Source organism: Ignatzschineria sp. LJL83, from assembly GCF_054871845.1.
The window spans coordinates 293,940-312,216 of sequence record NZ_JBTXLY010000001.1 but is presented as its reverse complement, the minus strand read 5'-3'; the positions used below and the strand labels follow the sequence as shown (position 1 = coordinate 312,216).

The window sequence follows — 18,277 nt, the reverse complement described above, 5'->3', positions numbered from 1 at the left end:
AAATGCAGTAATAGCAGATATAAAAATCACTATAAAACAATACTACAAGCTTAAAAGAAACCCCTCAACTAAAATTACCAACATATACAATAACTTATTATTAATACCAATTAATTACTATACTAAAAGGAAGAGCAATCCATTTAAAGACGCAACGCCGATAATCACGCTTAAAAACACATTTTTAATCCAGATATAACTGAGTAATACCAATAACAGAGCGATCACTTTTGAAAAAATCATCGTTGTTTCAAAATTGTCATAATCAATGCCCATGCTATGCACGATCAGAACGGTCATAACACTTAAAGGAAGTGCGTAATTGAGGTAACGTAAAAGGTGAGAATTGAGAATTCTTCTCGGTACAAATGTGGGGAAAGCGCGCAGAACAAGGGTAATTAATCCCATCGCCACAATACCGATTAAAAGCGCCGTAATTGTCATATTGCCCATTACTGTTTCTCCCTTTTTGAACTGAATAATCCTCTACATAAAATAAATACCACCGATGAGATTAATGCCATTAACAGCACATATTGCGGAACGATCCAAAGCATTAAACAATAGAAACCCAATGCCGCAATCGTTGGCCACCAAATGCGTTTATTTTTCATCTGTTCGTACCATAAGATAACGAACAGCGCCGGCAATGCAAATTCTAAGTTTGGTACCCATTTTGCGAGCTCATCGCCGGCAATAATGCCGATAATGGTGGCAAATACCCAGTAGAAATGCACTAATACAGCAATCTTAGGAAAATATCCTCTTTGATCTTCTTTCGAAAGATTGGTCATTACCGAGAAACATTCATCTGTTAAACAAAAAAGACAATAGAGTCGTTTGAGACGGTTTTTTGGCAGAATATCCACAAGTGGTAGTGCGTAGAAGACATGGCGAAGATTGATGACGAGCGTATTGACGCTCATATTGAGAATGCCGGCACCGGTTGCGATCAGGGGAATTGCCGCATATTGCGCTGCGCCTGAAAACACAACTACAGAGATGAAGATCGACATCCACCAAGGAATGCCGGCCGTGCTTGCTAATACTCCAAATGCCATCCCTGCAGGAGCATAGCCCATCGCGACCGGCGAGGTGATTTTCATCGCTTGACGCCAACTAAATGATGTTCCACTCATAACTACTATTTATTTCCTTACCATTTAAATATCTAGATAAACGATCTCTCGATAGTTTTAATAAAATCTCAATCACTGTCTTTTTAACCATTCGGTGATCTTTTGAATATTTACTTCCCTCATCCTTGAAGGTCGATGTTAAAAGTCGATGCCCTTCTCTATTTTGAATCTTTAATTTTCTAATGTCTTTGAAAGCTCGGCTTCACTTAAAAAGTATTCTAAATTTTCAATTAAAACTGCTTCTACTTCTTTAATATCCACGACTTTAATATCAACAGCTTTATTACCGATCTCTTTCTCGTTCCCATTTACTACTTCTAATAAGTCACGCATTTGTGTCACTTTTAATCCTTCATAACCGCAAGGATTAATGCCGTTAAATGGCGAAAGATCCATATCAACATTTAAGCTTAAGCCATGATAAACAGCACCTTTACGAATTCGTAATCCAAGGGCTGCAATCTTTGCGCCATCGACATAAACGCCGGGCGCATTCACATCACCCGTTGCCGTAATGCCGTAACTTTTTAATGTGGCAATGATCGCATTTTCAATCGCACGAATGAGCGAGCGAATCCCGCAACCTCTGCTTTTAAAGTTAATGAGCGTATAGACAACAATCTGCCCAGGTCCGTGATACGTCACTTGTCCGCCACGATCTACCGGCACAACAGGAATTTGATGCGCATTCAAAATATGCTCTGGTTTCCCATTTTGCCCTTGCGTATATACCGGAAAATGTTCCACAACCCAAAGCTCATCAAGAGTTTCTGGTTGACGATTTTCAGTAAACTCTTTCATGGCTTGATATATTTCAGCGTAAGGCTGTAAACCTAAATATCGAACTTTCATGAAAACTCTTTGTGAAATGAGATAGACAAAATTAATAGTTCTGCATTGTACTTGATTACGCTTGATAGAGCTTGTTTTTCACGTTTTTATTTTCAGAATTTTACTTCGCAAAAAGCTTTTTTGAAAACTTTCCGGCAAAGCCATTTTCAAGATTATTAAAGTTTTTCAAAGGATTATATGATTCACTTTCAAGATAGATCCGAATAATATTTTTATATAATAGTTTAGTGGCAGTATTGGTTTAAAAGAGTTCAATTGCAAAACAGAGGCTGATTCATTGCTGGTTCGAATGTTTGCATGCTTCCGGAAATCCCGTGCCAGCAATATCTATCCTTTTAGAATTTCAAACTGATATCGATTTCAGAAAGCCAATTGCAACACAAAGGTTGATTCATCGCTGGGGCGAATGCTTGTATGCTTTCGGAAATCCCATGCCAGCAATATTCATTCTTTAGAATTTCAGACTGATGTCGATTCCAGAAATCTCAGTTGTAAAACAGGGCCGATTCATCGCTGGGCCGAATGTTTGCATGCTTTCGGAAATCCCGTGCCAGCAATATGAATCCTTTTCAATCTTTAAAAATTAAAGAACGATGATCAAACATTCTGTCAAACAGCGATAATAAAATGCTTATCTCGAATAGAGATAAGCATTTTATGAAGCATTTTCTGAAACATCTTCCGAAACTACCTGATCATGCTAAGAACCATCGTAGAGTAACTCTTCGTTGATCTCTTTATGTCTTCCGCCAATGAAGAGATAAATTACCGGCACAACGATGAGCGTTAAAATGGTTCCCACGCTCATTCCGCCCACAATGACCCAGCCGATGGCTTGACGAGATTCAGCGCCGGCACCGACTGCTAATGCTAAAGGCACAGCACCTAAAACCATTGCGCCCGTTGTCATGAGAATGGGGCGAAGTCTGAGCGTTGCCGATTGAATCACGGCATTTATTTTACTCTCGCCTTCTGCTCTGATTTGGTTGGCGAATTCTACGATTAAAATTCCGTGTTTTGTAATCAACCCAACGAGCGTGACTAATCCTATCTGACTATAAATATTGATCGATCCTCCAGAGAGATAGAGCGCACCTAATGCGCCAAATCCTGCTAATGGCACACTAAAGAGGATAATAAACGGATCAATCCATGATTCAAATTGTGCCGCTAATACTAGATAGATAAAGACTAGCGCCATGAGGAAAATGAAGATCATGGAAGAACCTGATTCAATAAACTCACGGGAAGAACCTTGATAATCGAGCATCGCTTCCGGAATCACTTCTCGGATAATGTTCTCCACAATGGCAATCCCTTCTCCTTGCGAAACGCCGGCTTCTAAGTTTGCCGAGATTGTCACAGAGCGAAGTTTATTAAAGTGACGCAAGTTTTGCGGTGCAATGGTTTCATCCACCGACACAAAGTTCGATAATGGCACCATTTCTCCAAATTGAGAGCGCACATAAATCCCTTCTAAATCTCGTGGCTGGCTCCGTTTTTGCGGATCTACTTGCACTAAAACATCATATTGTTCAGCGCCATCTTTATAACGTGTGACATTTCGTCCGCCAAGCGCCGTTTCAAGGGTTCTTCCCACTGCCGAGACATCAATTCCTAATAACGCTAATTTTTCACGATCTACAAATACTTCCAATTGCGGTGTATTCATACGAAGATCGTTATCCGGCGAAATCAGGATATTATTCTCTTTCATTCGACTCATGATCTCGGTGACTTGACGATCGAGCGCTTCAAAGGAATCATTGGAACGAATGACAATCTGCACATCTTTGGAATCTCCACGTTGCCCAAGAGATTGCGGATTACTTGCAAATACTCGAAGTCCGAGCGCAATATCTCTAAATTCTTTATTGAGCTTTGACGTGATCTCCATTTGCGATTCTTCACGGTCATCCCAATCCGGCAATGTTACAAACGCTAATGCGCCCATTGCAACGCCGGAAATGGTGTACACAATCGTGCCATCATCGAGCTGATCGAGCATCAAATCTTCCACTTCCGTAAAGTAACGATCGGTAAAATCAACGGTTGCGCCTTCCGGCGTGATTCCCATCACGCGAATCATGCCTCGATCTTCTGTCGGCGATAGTTCTTCCGGCAATTCGATATACAATAATCCCGTTGCGCCAAAGAGCGTGATCATCAGCAGTAAAACCAAATATCTCGCTTTTAAAACCGCTCGTAAAAATCGCTCATAACCATTGGTTAAGCCCGTTAAAACTTTTTCGATAAAGAGAGAAATCGGCTGGAAAAGACGGCTTAAAAAGCCCGATTTTTTCGCTTCTTCTTCCGCTTTACTTTGTAGTAATCGAGAACACATCATCGGCGATAACGTTAATGCCGTAAATCCGGAGATCAATACCGCAATGGATAACGTCACGGCAAATTCCACAAATAACTGCCCGATTCGCCCTTGCGTAAAGGTGAGTGGTAAGAATACTGCCGCCAGCGTGATGGTCATGGCAATAATGGCAAAACCGATCTCTTTTGAACCGACAAAAGATGCTCGGATAGGATTCATGCCATTTTCAATATGCCGGTGAATATTTTCGAGCATGACAATCGCATCATCCACCACCAAACCAATAGCTAATACGAACGCAAGTAACGTTAAGGTATTAATGGAATATCCCAAAAGGTACATCACAAATAGCGAACCAATGAGTGAAATCGGCACGGTGACCATCGGAATTAATGTCGCGCGCCAATTGCGTAAAAAGACAAAGATGATTAATCCCACAAAAATCAATGCTTCGATAATCGTAGTATAAACCGAGCTTAGGGATTTATTAATAAATACGGAGTTGTCAGAAGTGACGGCAATTTTAACGCCTTCCGGCAAGGTTTCTTCTAATGCCGGCAATAGCGCTTGAATATCGGCTGAAAGGATTAAAGGATTGGCAACCGATTGCTTAATCACAGCAACCCCAACGCCCGGCATGCCATTTAATCGTGGGCGAGACGTTTCTTCCACACCGCCCAGTTCTACTAAAGCAACATCACTTAAACGCACAATCGGGCGGTTTGTATCCACATCATTATCGGCAACTTTAATGATAATGTTGCGAAATTCATCGACTTGATTGAGATCGGTTCTTGCCACAATGGAAAATTCTTGCGTAGAACTTTTAATGGTTCCTGCCGGAATTTCCACATTCTGCGCACGAAGCGCAGCTTCTACATCGCTCACGGTAACATCTAAAATCGCGAGCTTTTGCGGATCAATCCAAATCCGCATTACAGGTTCTCGTCCGCCCCAAATGGTAACGCTAGCAACGCCTTCCAAAAGCTCAATTTGCGGCTGCACAATGGTTTCTACCATTTTCGTCAATTCAATGGCGCTATGTTGATTACTCGAAAGCGCTAAAATCACCACAGGATCGGCATCGGAATCGCTCTTTTGAATAATCGGATCATCCACTTCATCCGGCAAAGAACGCTTCGCTCTTGCGACTCGATCTCGCACATCATTCGCGGCTTCCTCAATATCTTTTGTTGATTTAAACGTGATATTAATGGAGGAAGAACCCCGCCTTGAATCCGAAGCGATAAAATCAATGCCATCCACGCTCGTGACGGCATCTTCAATGATTTTAGTGACTTGAGTTTCAATGATTTCAGGGCTTGCGCCTTGGTAGTTGGTGCGAATACTAATCACCGGCACATCAATGTCAGGGTATTCTCGAATCGTCATGCGATCTAAGCCAATTAACCCCAAAAGAATAAGGACAATATTGATAACAATGGCAAAGACAGGACGCTTAATGGAAACTTCTGATAATTTCATTATTGCGTTCCTTCCCTATTGTCATTCTCGGAAGCCTTAGGTTTTTCTGAATTTCCTTCCGAATCATTCATATTTTCAGATGCAGATTTTGGGGCATTTTTCGGCAAAATATCACCGCCAAAATCTTTAATCTTGCTCTGATGACTAATTCGAACTTGCCCCGCTTTCACCACAATATCATCGGCATTTAAGCCCGATAAAACTTCCACATTAAAGGTACTTCTCTGCCCGATTTCTACCGGCACAAGCTCTGCTTCAAAAATTTCAGAATCCCCAATCTCTTTCGCACGATAGACAAACTGAGCGCCTTCTGATGCAAAGATGGATTCTTCAGGGATGATAATCACTTGATAATTGAGCGGTACTAAGAGATTTAATCTTGCAAAAGAACCGGCAATGAGCGATTTATCTTCATTATGAAAACGTGCTAAAACCGTTAAAGAGCGCCCTTTCTGCTCAATCTCAGGGCTAACGGCATACACTTCTGCCGTAAATTGTTTATTTGGGAAGTTATCTACCGTAAAGCTGACATTTTGTCCTGTTTTCACAACATGTGCGACACGCTCAGGAATATTAAATTCAAGGCGTAATTGCTCGATATTGAGTAATCTCACTATATCTGCGCCGGCTTGAATATAATCGCCTAATTCGATGTTTTTAAGCCCGATCGTTCCTGAAAAAGGTGCATGAATAAAACGGCGATCATATTTTGCTTGGCTAATCGCTTCATTTGCGACCGCTTGCTCATATTCCGCTTGCGCCATATCTCGTGCTTGTGCCGTTGAGCCACCTTTTGCCGCTAATAACCGATCTAAATTCTGTTTTGCTAAAATGCGTCTTGCGGTTGTTTCTCGAAGCTCTGCAGCTTCAATACTGGAATCTAAAGAGATGAGTAGATCGCCTTCTTGAACATTTTCCCCTTCCTTAAACGCGATTTGCATCACTCTGCCGGAAGCTTCTGGACGAATAATCACTTCTTGATATGGATACAAAATTCCTACGGCATAAATTTCTTCAAATTTACTTTGTAAAACCACCTCAGATAACTCCACATCCGTCACTTTTGCCATAGACATAAAGGGAAATAGAGCACTGATGAAAGCAACGCACGATATCTTTTTTAATGCTTGATACATCTTATTGATCATCCATATTAAATTGTGATTTATTGAAAGTTGTTGAAATTTGTTGAAAGTGTATTCACTTCAGAAAAAGAGGCTATAGTAGTTTATTCTAGCAAATATATATTTTAGTAAATATTTATAATATACATTTAAATAATCCCTAAAATTCTAAAAAAGAAATTCTTCCATCACAATCCTCAACTATCCTCTTTTATATCGATGTTTATACCATTGTTTTATGACAACTGTAATGACACTTCAATATTCCCTATCATGAAAGAAAATTAGTAGATCATTTCTATCTTAAGGCTTTCTTAAGATTGCTTATGAGTTTTATATGGAAATTAACAAGATCATAAAAAAACCCTTAACATCTCTTGTTAGGGTTTCTATATTCTCACTTTTATTAAAGTTTTTGGGAATCTTTAAGGTGATTCTTATCTAAAGAGGCTATCGTATCTTCATGAAGCCATTCTCGCCATAATGCGACTAAGAGCGCCATGACAACAGGACCAATAAATAATCCGATAATGCCCATAGTTTTCACACCGCCCACCAATCCTAAAATTGTCGGTAAAAATGGTAGTTTAACCGAACCACCCACAAGACGCGGACGAATTGTTTTATCGACAATAAAGAGTTGCATCGTCCCCCAACAGAACAGAATAATGCCATGGGTATAATCGCCCATTCCTACTAAATAGATTGAAATAAGTGTCATCGACATCGGCGCACCACCCGGAATCAGTGCAAAAATCCCCGTCATAATTGCCAACGTTACAGGCATGGGAACACCTACAAAATAGTACACGATTCCAAATACAATTCCTTCACCAATGGCTATAATCACCATTCCAGAAACTGTTGAGCTGACTAATGTTGGAACAATTCTAGAGATACGCTTCCATCTACCAGGGAAAACTCTTTCTCCAATTTTATCAAGCTGACGACTAACTCTCCTGCCATCTTTATAACAAAAGAACAAGATAATCATCATAAAGAGTAAAGTGAATCCCATTGCGCTAAAGCTCTTCGTTAGGGATTTTGTCAATGTTGCTACATAGCTGAGTTTCGCAAGCCCAAATTCAGAAAAGAAGTGATTTAATCCATTAGGCGTTCCAATATACTCTGTCCAATAAGCACCAAGTTCAGAACCATACGGTAAATTTAATACCCACTTTGGCACTTCAATTCCGTAAGTGTTTGCTTCAATGAGCCAACCACGAAGCATAATAATTTCGCCATACAAGTAGTGTACAAGCCACAAAAAAGGAATAACGATCACTAAAACCGTAAAAGCGGTCGCTAAAGATGCCGAAAGAAGGGTATTCCCTCGGCAAAATCTTACTAAATCACTATAAGGGCGCCATGTGACAAAGGTAATAATCATCGCTCCTAAAGCGGGCACTAAAAATTCATGGAAAAAGACCACGCCCAGTAATAAAATTAAAATGATAATCCATTTTGCTACAGGGTTTGCGGTCAGTGCTTGCATACAATATATTCCTTTTTTAATACCCATTTCGAACTAAATGTGCTCTACGCTGATAACCTCATATAGTCTATCGCCACCTGGTGTTTTAATTGTGACTTCATCATCAAGCTCTTTTCCAATCAAAGCTCTTGCGATTGGCGATACAATAGACAATTTATTCTGTTTCACATCCGCTTCATGCTCGCCGACAATTTGATAGCGCACTTCTTTACCTTCATTCACATCAAAAAGTGTGACTGTAACGCCAAAAATAATCTTACCACTATTTGGAATTTGAGTGATATCGATAATTTGTGCATTGGAAAGTCGCGCTTCATAATCTGCAATACGTCCTTCAATGAAGCTCTGCTCTTCTCTTGCCGCATGATATTCAGCATTTTCTTTTAAGTCACCATGTTCACGAGCAATGGCAATATCTTCAATGACTCGTGGTCTCTCTACTTGCTTCAAATTATCAAGCTCAAGACGAAGCGCTTCCGCCCCCAATTTTGTCATGGGAAATTTATTCATTCAATGTATCCTATTTAAAATTTATTTTTATTTTTTATTCTAACTAAAGTCTGTCAAAACTAAAGCTAGTCATCATTGACTAGCTATTACAAGTTTCAAGAACAGGACAAAATTATAGAGTTACCAAAAACTACCACCAACCCACATTTTCCATATCTTTCCATGGCGCTTCAGGAGCTTTCGGAGTACCTTTTTGCAATAATTCAATCGAAATATTATCAGGACTTCTGAAAAATGCCATCCAGCCATCTCTTGGTGGGACATTTATCTCAATACCAGCGTCCACTGCTCTTTGGCAAACAGCGTAGATATCATCGACCTCAAATGCTAAATGGCCAAATGCACGGCCAATGCCATACTCTTCTTCAGAATCCCAATTATAAGTAAGTTCTACTTCTACATCTTGACCTTCACAAGCTAAATAAACGAGCGTACATTTCCATTGCGGATACTCTTTACGTTTCGTCTCTTTTAAACTCAGAACTTCTGTGAAAAAACGAATAGATTCCTCTAAATTCGTAACTCGAATCATTGTATGTAAAAATCGCATAATTATTTCTCCTATAAAATAAGAACGGGTACATGAATCAACACATACCCGTCTTTTATATTTGTCATCAGACACATTCTTTCGGGACTTCTTCTATCCCAAAGTTTCTGATAGAAGTTTATTCTGTTTTATCAACTACATCTGAATCTACTTTTGCCTCTTCTACTTCTTGAGCAGTATCAGCATTCACAGACTCTTCTTCTGCAACAATATCTTCAGCCGGATCAGCCGATTCTACTTGGATACCGCTATTTGAAAGAATAAAGTTTACTGTGTTAATCACTTCTTCATCTGTCAAGCGTGGATCCCCGCCTTTAGCTGGCATCAAGTTACGACCTTTAATCGCACTTTCATGAAGACCAGCTAAGCCACGTTCTTGGAATCTTGTAGCCCAAGCAGCATTATCGCCAGTAACAGGAGCATTATTTAATCCCGTATCATGACAGCTTGCACAGAGCGCAACATATATATCTTGTGGCGCTTTTGCTTTTACAACATCAGACACTAAGTTCCCCGTGTTTACTCGTCCAGCCGGCTTTAATCTATCTTCTTTTGTTAACCTTTCTCCAACTAAATCTTGGTTAAGCACGAATGGTGTTCCACCGATACTTTTATCTACTAATTTTACTGCTGAGGTAATTAACACCCCTAATATTACGAGTAACGAAAGCGTTGCTAAAATGGTAAGCAACGAAAATGTAAACTTATCTGACTGTTTCTGCACGATCTGCTCCTAGAAAATACAAGCCAATTTTTATAATTTGAATGATCCAATACCCGTCAATGATAAATCAACTTACTAGTTTTTGCTAGTGTACTAAACCAAAGAGTATCGCTTTTTATTTAGCGACAATCACTTGCGCTGCTCTAATTAAACGATCATTTAATAAATAACCATTTTGAGCAACTGTAATAATTTGATTTGTCTCATAGCCATCATGAGGAATCATCGAAATCGCTTGATGAAATTCAGGATTCAATTTTTCTCCCTCAGGATTAATTTGTTGAACACCATATTTTTCACAAACACCCAGTAACATTTTATACATGAGCTGTGAGCCTTCTCTGAAACGCTTAAGCTCTTCAGAAGAGTTCTCATCTACTGCTTTCATCTCAAGTTCCATTGCATCAATGATTGGAAGAAGGTCTTTAACAAATTTATCCAAAGCATACTTATGTGCGTTTGAAACATCCTGTTCCGCACGTCTTGATACATTTTGAGCTTCTGCAACCGCACGAATATATTGATCATATAGCTTCTCTTTTTCAGCTTTAAGCGCTTCAATTTCTGCGATTTGATCATCCACATTCTCTTCTGTGACAACGCTTTCAGTTTCCACAACCTCTTCAATATTTTCTTCTGTATCTTGTGTTGCTAAGTTTTCTTTTGTCATTTTCCTACTCCCTCTATCGAATAATACTCATTTGATTACACAATCAAAAACGATTTTGAACCTTTCATTTATTTAAAATAATTCTAATTAATTTAAACTATCATCAAAATCATCATCTAATAGAAGATCGTCAAAGCTGTCAAGGTCAAATTCTTTTGCAAGCTTTTTCTGCAATGCGCGCTCTTCCCTGATCGCTTCAATATTTCTCCATGCTTGAGATTTTGTACCTTTTACGTCGCTAACGTCTGGCACATCTTCTTCAATAATATCGTCATCATCTAATAAATCATCATCATAATCGTTAGACATTGCTGAACCTTCCTTATCATTCACACAAATAATTAAATCTTTTGCATGCTTATATAATATCTGAAAATAATTGCAAGCATTAAATTATAAAACTTACTTTTATTGTTTAAAACAAGAATAATTTGATGTCAAATATGGTGATTCTTCCACACAAAGACAAGCAGTTGACTAAAAAACAGTCGCTTCACATATATACAGATAAATTGTGATTGAAATTAGTCTTTTTGATCAAGATGTTTTATCGTTGTGCTGAGCTTTATTCATCTCATCATTCAAAAAATTGGGGCTATTTAAACATGATTTCAGGATTTATTCTCAAAGAAAATCGCTTACGACAAATTTCTGTCCAAAATGCAGAAGACTTCACCGATGAAATGATCTGGATTGATCTCGTTGATCCCACAGATACTGAGCGTGAGTTAGTCGAAAATCATTTCCAATTAGATCTTCCCGAAAAAGCAGAGATCAATGATATTGAAGCTTCCGCTCGTTTTTACGAAGATGAAGATGGTTTACATATTCATAGTTTTTTCTTAAATGATTTTGACACACATGCTAAAAATATTACTGTTGCCTTCTCCATCTATAACAATCGTCTTTTCACGATTCATGAAGAAGAACTCTCGGCATTTAGACTCTATCGCTTACGCGCAAGACAGATGCAATTAGAACTCACAGATGGCCGAGTCGATGTGATGAATATCCTTATAGGGTTACATGAAACAGCTATTGAGCATGTTGCCGATGTTTTAGAGAGAATCTATGCAGAGCTCGAAAATACAAGCCCATATGTCCTTCTCATGGATGATGAGGATGTGACGAAGCATAGTGATAAAAAAGCACCTAAACGCAAACGCCTAGAATCTCAAGATGATGATTCAGATAAAAAACCAACAATGGAGCAAGTATTACAAAATATCGCACTCCAAGAAGATACCAATGGTAAAGCCCGCTTATCTCTTATGGATACTCGCCGTTCTTTCTCCTTCTTAATGCGTGGACATCTATTATCTGAAACGCAGAAAAATGATGTTCGAGAAATTCTGCAAGACTTAGAGTCTTTAACAGGTCATACCACATTCCTGTTTGACAAAGTAAACTTCTTGCTAGATGCAGCAACCGGAAAAATCTCATTAGAACAGAGTCGAATCATTAAAATATTCTCGATTGCTTCAGTGGTATTCTTACCACCAACGCTCATCGCGAGTATTTATGGAATGAACTTCCCTATGCCAGAGCTTAACTATGCCATCAGCTATCCACTTTCTATTGGCGCAATGGTTCTTTCAGGAATTGCACCCTATCTACTCTTTAAACGCAAAGGTTGGCTCTAAAAATATAAAACGAGTGAATACGATTAGGGATTATTTCTTTCAGAATTTTGAGAATTAATGACTAATTCTCAAAACAGGCTCATAAAAACCAAGTTTATCTTCTGACAATCGTCTGATAACCCCTTAATAAGCGCCTCTTCTTGATTCTTTATTAAACAATTGTAAAAATAAAGATGACAAGCGGAATTTATTTCGTATAATAGCATTCCTTAGTTCAACGCAACTAAGCAAAAACAAAACGGAGTGGTAGTTCAGCTGGTTAGAATACCTGCCTGTCACGCAGGGGGTCGCGGGTTCGAATCCCGTCCATTCCGCCATTATTCTCAAGTTGTTTGAGTAACGAGAGTCATTCAGACAAAGCTATTAAGAGTAGCAACGATTCTAATACGGAGTGGTAGTTCAGCTGGTTAGAATACCTGCCTGTCACGCAGGGGGTCGCGGGTTCGAATCCCGTCCATTCCGCCATTATTCTCAAGTTGTTTGAGTAACGAGAGTCATTCAGACAAAGCTATTAAGAGTAGCAACGATTCTAATACGGAGTGGTAGTTCAGCTGGTTAGAATACCTGCCTGTCACGCAGGGGGTCGCGGGTTCGAATCCCGTCCATTCCGCCATTATTCTCAAGTTGTTTGAGTAACGAGAGTCATTCAGACAAAGCTATTAAGAGTAGCAAACGATTCTAATACGGAGTGGTAGTTCAGCTGGTTAGAATACCTGCCTGTCACGCAGGGGGTCGCGGGTTCGAATCCCGTCCATTCCGCCATTATTCTCAAGTTGTTTGAATAAAGAAAATGATTCAGACAAAGCTATTAAGAGTAGCAACGATTCTAATACGGAGTGGTAGTTCAGCTGGTTAGAATACCTGCCTGTCACGCAGGGGGTCGCGGGTTCGAATCCCGTCCATTCCGCCATTAACAGCAAAGCCTAGATCAATATCTAGGCTTTTTTGTATCCATTTTTCTTGTCTTTCTGATCATTGTCATGCACTCTGTAAAGTCATATTCCTAATTGATTTCAAACAGCAAACTTATGGTGTAAGACACTTTTATGAAAAAGCAGATACTCTCCCCAAAAAATTCGCTCGCTCGAAAACTTATCTTCCCAATATTGCTATTAGCACCAACATTAACTTTTTCTTGGCATACAATTGAACATCCTTCTTCCGGCCCCACAGAGATTTACGGCAGTTACGCCAATGGTTGTTTTAATGGCGGTATAACCATTCCCACAAAACAATCCGGATATGAGCAAGTACGCCCGAGTCGCAATCGCAATTATGGCGCTCCTGCAATTTATGAGTTTACAGAAACCCTCAATCAATTTGGAACCTCTCAAAACAGAGTTATTATTCTTGGCGATATAGCCCAGCCTCGCGGTGGCCCTGCAAATTTTGGACATGCAAGCCATCAAACAGGCTTAGATATTGATATTTGGCTAGAGGATCGACAAGAACATCTCTCTAATCATCTTCGGGAAAAACTGAATACCCCTTCCGTGGCATCCCCTAAAACAGGCACTATCAACTCCCACTGGAAACCTTTCTACCGAGAATTACTCTACCAAGCAGCAACCTACCCTGAAACAGAACGAATTTTCGTCAATCCCGTGATTAAAGCGCATCTATGCCAAACTGAAACAGATACTGCATGGCTTGAAAAGCTTCGCCCTTGGTATGGACATGATTCCCATTTCCACGTTCGATTAAAGTGCCCTACGGATAGCGTGAGCTGTATTGCACAAGCCCCTATTCCCAAAGGAGATGGATGCGATAGTAACTTACAAAATTGGGTCAAAGATCAAATTGCATGGAGCACAGCGCCGAAAACCAATAGCACAAGTAGCTCAAAACCCAAGCCTAAAAAAATCATGCCTGTTGAATGCCAAGCTGTATTAACACAATGACAAATACAAAATCAGAAAACCATCTAAAATTCCTGCTCAATTAGATCAATTCCAGCAAAAAACCTGAGATATATCTAAAATTATTTCAGGTTTTCTATCTTTTAAGGTAAAAATTTTCTGGAGAATTAAGAAAGCAACTGATTCCGCTTTAATACTGCATGCAATAGCACATTCGCGCCATTTACAGCATCTCGCTCCGTGATAGATTCTGCCTCATTATGACTAATACCATCTTTACAAGCGATAAAAATCATAGTTGTAGGACAATGTTTAGCGAGATGAATTGCATCATGCCCCGCACCACTAATCATTTCGATGCTAGAGAGATTTAGATCCGCTACTGAACCTCGTACAAGATCAATACAAACATCATCAAATGGGATAGCTGGAGACAACCAAACATCTTCAAGCCCTAACTCTAAATGACGCCTTTCTTCCACTTCATTCGCAATCTCTTTAATTCTAACGACCATCTCCTCTACTTTAGCCGTTTCAGGATGACGCACATCTAAAGTAAAGTGAACTGTCCCAGCAATCGTATTACGAGAAGAGTGCGGAATGCCTATCTCCCCAACTGTTAATAATGCATTTTCAATGCTCGCAACATAGGCTTCTATTTGCACTAAAAAGTCAGATACTGCAAACATTGCATCTTTACGGTAGCGCATTGGAGTCGTCCCTGCATGCTGAGCCCTACCAACCATCTTCCCATCTAGCCAAGCAATCGCTTGCCCACCTGTGACAATCCCAATTTCCTTCTCTAGATCTTCAAGAATTGGTCCTTGCTCAATGTGAAGCTCAAAATAACTATCAAGAACTCTCTGAAACTCCATAGAACCCTCTTCACCTACTTCTCGCAATGCATCCTGAATTGCAATTCCATCAACATCTTCAATCCCTAAAGCATCCTCCAAAGGAAGAGATCCAATAAATACTTCCGAACCCAACATTGCCGGAGAAAAACGCGCTCCTTCCTCATTCATCCATACCGCAATTTCTATATCTCGATGAGGTTTCATACCATTTTCATGCATTATCCGCACTACTTCCAATGCACCAAGAACCCCATAAACCCCATCAAATCTCCCCCCCTTAGGTTGAGTATCTAAATGACTCCCCATCATAATAGAAGGAGCTTCTCGATCCATTCCAGGATAAATAGCGAAAAGATTCCCAATAGGATCCCTTTGCATCTCCATTCTAAGCGCCTCACACCAAGAGACAAAGAGCTCACGCCCCTCCTTGTCTTCTTTTGACAACGCTAACCTAGAACTTCCCCCCTTCGGAGTTGCGCCTATTTTTGCCATTTCCATTAGGCTATTCCACAATCTATCTTGATTAACTTTCATGAGTCCTCCTATGATTCTAATAAACCTCGTAGATAACTTTCCGTGTTGTCTGCAAGCTTTTCGATTAAATACCCCCCTTCTAAAAGAGATACAACTGGTTTTCCGAGCGCTTTAATTTCCTGACCAATTACCCGTATTCCTTCTGTTGTAACTTGGGTTTTACTTTGCGGATCATCCTTATAAACATCAAAACCCATATTATGAATAATGACATCGGGATTAAAGATCCTTGCATCATTCATTGCTTTTTTTAAAACCTCAAAAAAACCAACCTCGGATAGCCCATGCTCGAAGGGATAATTAATGTTAAACCCTAATCCTATACCTTCCCCGCGCTCCTCTTCAAACCCTGCAACCGCTGGATAAAAGTTCGTAGGATCACCGTGAAGCGAGATATACATCACATCATCTCGATCGTAAAAAATCTCCTGAATCCCCTGCCCGTGATGGACATCTGTATCTAAAATTAGTATTTTTTTCGCCTTACTATTATCTAAAAGATACTCAGCGACTAATGCCGCATTATTAACAAAGCAAAATCCACCCGCTGCTTCACGGCGTGCATGATGACCAGAAGGACGACTAATAGATACACTTAGATCAGCACCACTAGCCACATCTTTTGCGGCATTGAGAGCACTTTGCGCCGACCAATAAATAGACTCCCATGTAAACTTACCAATGGGTGCACTTCCATCCGCAATATATCGTGATGCTTTTGCTAAAATCCCTTTGAGAGCATTGTATTCTTTCACAAATACATTCGGCATCACTTCTTCACCCCAATCTTCCGGTACTTCATGCCACTCTTTATAAGCGGTTTGCAAGAATTCAATATAAGCAAACCCATGAACCTTCGTAAGATAATCAAACCCAAAGTCTTCCGGCGATGTAATGGCAAGCCCAGCTTGTTGAACACCCTTTTGAAACTCTTCCACTCGCCTTGGAACCTCCTGCGGTTCACGCATTTTCCCTCGAGAAAAATATGTCTGCGGATTATGCAACGCTTGATCCGAATGATAATAAATATTCATAATAATTCTCCTATTGATACTTTCTTGTTATTTATTTCTTTATACATTCAAGGGGTTGCCATACTATCTAAGTACCAAGTCAATATAATATTGACACTAAAAGGTTAAAGCTCTTAGATAAGCCCCAAATCGCCCTAATTTATTCCAACTCTATAAAGACCTATAATCTCGCTTATCTAATATGTTTCACGCTTTTTAGGATTTAGGAAGAACACACAAGAGAGTGTTAATAAGCTAATAAAACTATAAAAAATCGCCAAAGGCATCCAAGATCCTGAATACATTTCTGCTAGAGCCGTCCCTATTAACGGTGTTAATCCGCCTGCAATTGCACCACAAAACTGATAGGCCACTGAAATTGCCGTATAACGTAAATGCACGGGGAAAAGCGTTGTCAAGAATCCAGCAATGACGGAATAATAACCCGCCATAAAAATCACCGTAATCGCTATCCCCATCACCATTAACGTTGGATTTTGTGTATCTACCATCACAAACATTAAGTAAGGTGAAAAAATACAAACAAAGGAGCTAAAAAGTAAAAATTTATAGCTATTAAATTTATCGCCGATCCATGCACTTAGAGGCTGACTGAAAAACTGAACAAATGAGACCACCAATAAAACATTTAAAATCAAAGTACGATCCATTTTCAAATACACAGTCGTATATGAGAGCATAAATGTATTTACAAAATAGAAACCTGCAATCCCTAAGACGTTCGCTCCGATCGCAAGTAAAATGACTTTCGGCATTTTAGTAAAAAGCTCTCTAAAAGGTGCAACTTCTGGCTTATTGTCTACTCGATCTCTTTCTGCCTGTGCCTTAGCCTCTACAAATTCTGGAGATTCATTCACGCTACGTCTTACAATATAACCCACAATTAAAAGCCCAAAGCTTGCTAAGAATGGCAATCTCCAACCATAACTATAAAGCGCTTCATCATCCATCTCTGAAATCAATCTAAATGCAATCGTTGCTAAAATCAATCCTGCGGGTGATCCTAATTGTGCAAATGATGCAAAAAAAGTTTTACGATTTTTAGGTGCATGTTCAGCTGCTATTAAAACCGCACCACCCCACTCTCCCCCTACAGAAAGCCCTTGAATAATACGCAAAATAATTAATAAAACTGGCGCTCCAATCCCAATTTGAGCGTAAGTTGGTAGAAAACCAATACCTATCGTAGAGATTCCCATCATAAATAACGTAATCACAAGCGATTTCTTTCTGCCAATTTTATCACCTAGATGACCAAAAAATACCGCCCCAATCGGTCTTACTAATAATCCAATAGCAAATGTAGCGAATGAAGCCATCGTGGCAATAAATGCACTCTCCGTCTCAAAAAAGAGTGTTCCAAAAATCATGGCTGATGCAAATGCGTAAATATAGAAATCGTACCACTCAATCATGGTTCCTAAAAAAGCCGCAAGCGATGCCCGTATCGGTTGTTTTTTCGTGGCTGACATACC

General features: G+C 39.7%; 16 protein-coding genes and 5 tRNA genes. 7 read left to right on the top strand and 14 right to left on the bottom strand.

Translation table 11 applies throughout. The annotated features are described in order from the left end of the window. Positions 1–117: 117 nt before the first annotated feature. The 11 genes from ACYSN2_RS01305 to ACYSN2_RS01255 form a co-directional block, all read right to left on the bottom strand. Positions 118–453, bottom strand: coding sequence for an AzlD domain-containing protein (locus ACYSN2_RS01305; RefSeq protein ID WP_461748441.1), 336 nt, complete (start codon positions 451–453; stop codon positions 118–120). Then, on the bottom strand, positions 453–1,139 hold the full coding sequence (locus tag ACYSN2_RS01300; RefSeq protein WP_461748440.1) for an AzlC family ABC transporter permease: 687 nt from the start codon (positions 1,137–1,139) through the stop codon (positions 453–455). Before ACYSN2_RS01300 ends, ACYSN2_RS01305 begins: the two co-directional genes overlap by 1 nt. 171 nt (positions 1,140–1,310) lie before the next feature. After that, positions 1,311–1,991: a lipoyl(octanoyl) transferase LipB gene (gene lipB / locus ACYSN2_RS01295; RefSeq protein ID WP_461748439.1), complete on the bottom strand. Its 681-nt coding sequence runs from the start codon at positions 1,989–1,991 to the stop codon at positions 1,311–1,313. Positions 1,992–2,691: 700 nt separating this feature from the next. Beyond that, positions 2,692–5,802, bottom strand: a complete 3,111-nt coding sequence (locus ACYSN2_RS01290; RefSeq protein WP_461748438.1) for an efflux RND transporter permease subunit — start codon at positions 5,800–5,802, stop codon at positions 2,692–2,694. Beyond that, positions 5,802–6,938, bottom strand: coding sequence for an efflux RND transporter periplasmic adaptor subunit (locus tag ACYSN2_RS01285; protein ID WP_461748437.1), 1,137 nt, complete (start codon positions 6,936–6,938; stop codon positions 5,802–5,804). Before ACYSN2_RS01285 ends, ACYSN2_RS01290 begins: the two co-directional genes overlap by 1 nt. 394 nt (positions 6,939–7,332) lie before the next feature. Next, entirely contained in the window at positions 7,333–8,421 is a 1,089-nt protein-coding gene (locus tag ACYSN2_RS01280; protein ID WP_461748436.1) for an AI-2E family transporter, read from the bottom strand. Between the two features lie 33 nt (positions 8,422–8,454). Then, positions 8,455–8,931, bottom strand: coding sequence for a transcription elongation factor GreA (gene greA, locus ACYSN2_RS01275; protein ID WP_461748435.1), 477 nt, complete (start codon positions 8,929–8,931; stop codon positions 8,455–8,457). Positions 8,932–9,061: 130 nt separating this feature from the next. After that, positions 9,062–9,481, bottom strand: a complete 420-nt coding sequence (locus ACYSN2_RS01270) for a VOC family protein (protein WP_461748434.1) — start codon at positions 9,479–9,481, stop codon at positions 9,062–9,064. A 118-nt stretch (positions 9,482–9,599) separates the two neighbouring features. Then, on the bottom strand, positions 9,600–10,205 hold the full coding sequence (locus tag ACYSN2_RS01265) for a c-type cytochrome (RefSeq protein WP_461748433.1): 606 nt from the start codon (positions 10,203–10,205) through the stop codon (positions 9,600–9,602). Between the two features lie 115 nt (positions 10,206–10,320). Next, entirely contained in the window at positions 10,321–10,875 is a 555-nt protein-coding gene (grpE, locus tag ACYSN2_RS01260; RefSeq protein WP_461748432.1) for a nucleotide exchange factor GrpE, read from the bottom strand. An 87-nt stretch (positions 10,876–10,962) separates the two neighbouring features. Next, positions 10,963–11,184, bottom strand: coding sequence for a PA3496 family putative envelope integrity protein (locus ACYSN2_RS01255; RefSeq protein ID WP_461748431.1), 222 nt, complete (start codon positions 11,182–11,184; stop codon positions 10,963–10,965). A 296-nt stretch (positions 11,185–11,480) separates the two neighbouring features. Here ACYSN2_RS01255 and corA point away from each other — a divergent pair, with 296 nt between their 5' ends. The 7 genes from corA to mepA all read left to right on the top strand — a co-directional run bounded on the left by corA (position 11,481) and on the right by mepA (position 14,419). Then, a complete protein-coding gene (gene corA, locus ACYSN2_RS01250) occupies positions 11,481–12,518 on the top strand; it encodes a magnesium/cobalt transporter CorA (RefSeq protein ID WP_461748430.1) in 1,038 nt (345 codons plus the stop codon). A 240-nt stretch (positions 12,519–12,758) separates the two neighbouring features. Next, a tRNA-Asp gene (locus ACYSN2_RS01245) sits at positions 12,759–12,835 on the top strand. Positions 12,836–12,906: 71 nt separating this feature from the next. Next, positions 12,907–12,983: transfer RNA gene (locus ACYSN2_RS01240), tRNA-Asp, on the top strand. Between the two features lie 71 nt (positions 12,984–13,054). Beyond that, a tRNA-Asp gene (locus ACYSN2_RS01235) sits at positions 13,055–13,131 on the top strand. A gap of 72 nt (positions 13,132–13,203) precedes the next feature. Next, positions 13,204–13,280, top strand: a tRNA-Asp gene (locus ACYSN2_RS01230). A 71-nt stretch (positions 13,281–13,351) separates the two neighbouring features. Beyond that, positions 13,352–13,428 (top strand) — tRNA-Asp (locus tag ACYSN2_RS01225). Between the two features lie 136 nt (positions 13,429–13,564). Continuing rightward, positions 13,565–14,419, top strand: a complete 855-nt coding sequence (gene mepA, locus ACYSN2_RS01220; RefSeq protein ID WP_461748429.1) for a penicillin-insensitive murein endopeptidase — start codon at positions 13,565–13,567, stop codon at positions 14,417–14,419. A gap of 125 nt (positions 14,420–14,544) precedes the next feature. Here the strand turns inward: mepA and ACYSN2_RS01215 are convergent, their stop codons facing one another. From ACYSN2_RS01215 to ACYSN2_RS01205, 3 genes are all read right to left on the bottom strand, one after another. Beyond that, positions 14,545–15,768 (bottom strand): Zn-dependent hydrolase, encoded by a 1,224-nt coding sequence (locus ACYSN2_RS01215; protein ID WP_461748428.1) that lies wholly within the window; start codon positions 15,766–15,768, stop codon positions 14,545–14,547. Between the two features lie 8 nt (positions 15,769–15,776). Continuing rightward, positions 15,777–16,802: a histone deacetylase family protein gene (locus ACYSN2_RS01210; protein WP_461748427.1), complete on the bottom strand. Its 1,026-nt coding sequence runs from the start codon at positions 16,800–16,802 to the stop codon at positions 15,777–15,779. 176 nt (positions 16,803–16,978) lie between these two features. Continuing rightward, complete coding sequence (locus ACYSN2_RS01205) at positions 16,979–18,274, bottom strand: MFS transporter (RefSeq protein ID WP_461748426.1); 1,296 nt, start codon at positions 18,272–18,274, stop codon at positions 16,979–16,981. Between the last annotated feature and the right edge of the window lie 3 nt (positions 18,275–18,277).